This window comes from Candidatus Cloacimonadota bacterium (assembly GCA_011372345.1).
Lineage (GTDB): Bacteria > Cloacimonadota > Cloacimonadia > Cloacimonadales > TCS61 > DRTC01.
In genome coordinates this window covers 1-3,540 of record DRTC01000037.1, presented here as the reverse complement: position 1 = coordinate 3,540, position 3,540 = coordinate 1, and the positions used below count along the sequence as shown (strand labels likewise).

Sequence of the window (3,540 nt, the reverse complement as noted above, 5' to 3'; positions counted from 1 at the left end):
TCGTTATTTGATTTTTGGGTATTTCTAATCGAACATTCCCTTAGTCTTTTTTTCATCTCACAAATTATATGAACATTTCTATCACTGCAATAAACATTAACCATTCAATTCATTGAATGGGATAGAATAAATAGGATAAAGCCGAATTCATTCGGGAAAAGATCTGACTGAAGTGGGAAATGTTAACATTTAATATAAAAAAAGGGATTTAAACCTGCTTCTTTAAAACAGTGCCTAAATCCCCATTATGATTTGTTGATTATTTCATTCCTGAGCTGATTGCCAGTCCAAGTTTGAATATCGGCAGATAAATGATGATAATGACCGAGCCGACAAATCCAGCCATTAAAATGATCAGGATCGGTTCGATCAAAGATGTTAACCTGTCAATAACAGAATCCACGAGTTTTTCAAAGAATTCAGCTGCTTTTCCCAGTAATTTATCCATATCTCCGGTTTCTTCTCCGGTTGAGATCAGCTGGAGAAGTGTCGAAGGAAAGACCTGCGTTCGTTTGAATGCTCCCGCAACAGTATAACCCTCTTTGACCATTACTCTTGCTTTGCGAATAGCAGTTTCCACGACAGCATTTTGAGCTACATTTTCTACCAGTTCCATAGTTTCCATAATAGGAACTCCAGCAGCCATCAAAATACTGAAAGTACGGGAAAACTTACTCATGATCGAATTTTTCAGCATGCTTCCAATAACCGGAAGTTTAAGCAGTAAACTGTCAACAATGAATCTTCCCTTATCGGAAAGGTAGAATAAGAAAAAGGAAAAGAAAAGAGCAACTAAAACCAGTAGTGTATAGAAAATATTATGACGGATCACATTACTGATCGAGATTGCCACCAGTGTTGGTCCTGGAAGATCAGCATGAAAACTCTCATAAACACTGGCAAACATTGGAATAATATAAACGAATAAACCCCAGACAACAAAAGCTACGAAAATCAGGACAAAAATTGGATAAGAAAGAGCGGACCAGACTTTTCTCCTGGTATCATCAATTTTTTCAAGATAGGTGGAGAGTTCGTCCAGAACAGTATGTAATGTCCCTGAAACTTCCCCGGCTTTTACCAATGAAACATATAAAGCATTGAAAACTCCCGGATGCTGTTCCATTGCTTCCGATAAACTGAATCCTTTTCTGATGTCATTTGAAAGTTTGATCAGAACTTTTCTGAACTTTTTACTCTTTTCTTCCCTTTCCAGGTTAGAAATTGATTTTTCGATCGTTAAACCTGCTGAGAACATAGTTGATAACTGGCGGGTAAAAAAGACAAGAGTTTTTAGTCCTACACCTGTTCTGAGCTTGTAAAGCGTTAACATCAACTTATCGAAGAGCGAAAGTTTACCTTTGAATGCTCCTTCAGCAGTCGATTTAACTGAAATTATGGTACTTCCTTCTTTGGTTAGTTTATCGATTGCTTCGTCCATGCTCGCAGCTTTCAAGGTTCCTTCGATACGAGCACCTTTAGCATCTTTTATGATATATTCAAAACCTGCCATTTTAATTCCTTTGAATTTGTTTATTGTTCAATTATCGTTAATTTAATTACTTCCCTGATAGTTGTATCACCATGTTTCATTTTCAACATGGCACTTGCATGTAGAGATCTCATGCCGTTTTTTAATGCCTCATCCCGGATTACATCCTGATTCTGTCCGTCAAAAATCAATTTCCTGATCTTTGCCGTAACTTCCAGCATTTCAAAAATACCAGTTCTACCCGAATAACCTGTATTGTCGCAATGGACACAACCTTTCCCGATCTTGAATTCAATATCTTTAGCTTCATCTGTGGTAATTCCAGCATTGCGTAATTCATCTTCAGTAGGTTTATAATCCGAAATACAATGCGGGCAGATCTTTCTGACAAGTCTTTGTGCCATCACCAGGTTCAAAGAGGAAGCAACAAGGTAGGGCGGAATTCCGATATCGAGCATACGGGTAATTGTTGAGGGAGCATCGTTTGCATGAAGAGTTGTGAAAACAAGATGTCCTGTAAGTGAGAATTTGATAGCAATATCAGCAGTTTCTTCATCTCGAATCTCACCGATAAGGACAATATCCGGGTCCTGTCGTAGAACAGAACGCAAGGAACGGGAGAAGGTCAGGTCGATCTTCTGCTTTGTCTCGATCTGGGTGATCCCATCCAACCTGTATTCAACAGGATCTTCAACAGTTACGATATTTGTTTCGATATCTTTGATCTCTTTCAAAGCAGCATGAAGGGTAGTTGATTTTCCGCTACCTGTCGGACCTGAAACAATTGTAATCCCATACGGTCTGCGGATCCATTTCCGGAAAATCTCTAAATCAGATCCCGTGAAACCGAGAGTTGTCAAACTGAAACCGAATTCACCTTTATCGAGAAGCCGCATCACAACTTTTTCTCCGGTTACAGTGGGAACTATGGAAACACGAACATCAACGCTTTTCATAGAAGTCTTCAAAGAAATATGACCATCCTGAGGTAATCTTCGTTCTGCAATATTCAGTTTTGACATAACTTTAATTAAGGAAACAATTCCCGTATGAAGACCGATCGGAGGTGACATAACTTCCCGCAGAGCTCCATCGATCCTGAAACGAACACGAGTCTGTTTGGTCAAAGGTTCAATATGAATATCAGTAGAATTTGATTTGATCGCTTCCGTAATGATCAGGTTTACCAGTTTAACGACCGGAGCATCGGCATCTGCAGTTTTTGAATCAATCGTAATTTCATTTTCATCTTCATCTACTGCCACAAACTGCAGGTCACCAACTGCATCTTCAACTTGAGAAGTTGTCCTGATACTTTTATAATATCTCTCTAAAGTATCGGTGAGAGTGTTATCACCAATCAAAAAAGGAGTTATGGATTTGCCAAGTATTTTTTTTAGACTGTCATTTATTACGATATTTTCCGGATCCGTCATAGCAACCGCAATCGAACTACCTTCATTACGAATAGCGATCACCCTGTTTTCTACAGCAAACGGTTCAGGAATTAATCTGACAACTTCAGAATCAAGACCAAGGAGTTCATCTTCAGAAACAATATCATATTCCAATTGCTGGTGTAATGCTTCCAGAAGATTCCTTTCCGAAATATATCCCAGCTTTCTTAAAGTTTCACCAATTTTCAGGTTAAAATTATTTTGTTTAACTAAAGCTTCTTTTACCTGTTCCTCTGTTACAACCCTGTTATGTATTAAAATCTCTCCAATTCTGGCATATTGCGGGTTATATGACATTTATTTATCTCCTATGTTTTTTTTTGAGATAGAGCCAATCCGGTGGTTACCGGATCGGCATTCTATTTTTTTTGTCTTTTACTGATATTTATTCAATAATTGTCCAAATTTAGGGAACATAACGATGTAATATAATGGATTCATCATTCGTAGTCTGCGTTCCGACAATATTAGCAATAACAGTACCTGTAGTAGTTCCCGGTGAACCATCCGGATTAGGCGGAGGACATTCATATTTATAAAATCTTACATGTTTAATTATTTCTCCCGGTTGAGTTCCGTCATTATCAGGTC

At 38.2% G+C, this 3,540-nt stretch carries 2 protein-coding genes; both read right to left on the bottom strand.

What is annotated here, in order from left to right:
• Positions 1–259: 259 nt before the first annotated feature.
• The gene (locus ENL20_00650) at positions 260–1,513 is read right to left on the bottom strand and encodes a type II secretion system F family protein (protein ID HHE37070.1); all 1,254 of its coding nucleotides are present in this window, start codon (positions 1,511–1,513) and stop codon (positions 260–262) included.
• 20 nt (positions 1,514–1,533) lie between these two features.
• Complete coding sequence (locus ENL20_00645; GenBank protein ID HHE37069.1) at positions 1,534–3,246, bottom strand: pilus assembly protein PilB; 1,713 nt, start codon at positions 3,244–3,246, stop codon at positions 1,534–1,536.
• Positions 3,247–3,540: the final 294 nt, after the last annotated feature.

Coding starts and splice junctions, on each gene's coding strand:
- ENL20_00650 (HHE37070.1), bottom strand. CDS start 1,513: ATGGCAGGTTTTGAATATATCATAAAAGATGCTAAAGGTGCTCGTATC.
- ENL20_00645 (HHE37069.1), bottom strand. CDS start 3,246: ATGTCATATAACCCGCAATATGCCAGAATTGGAGAGATTTTAATACAT.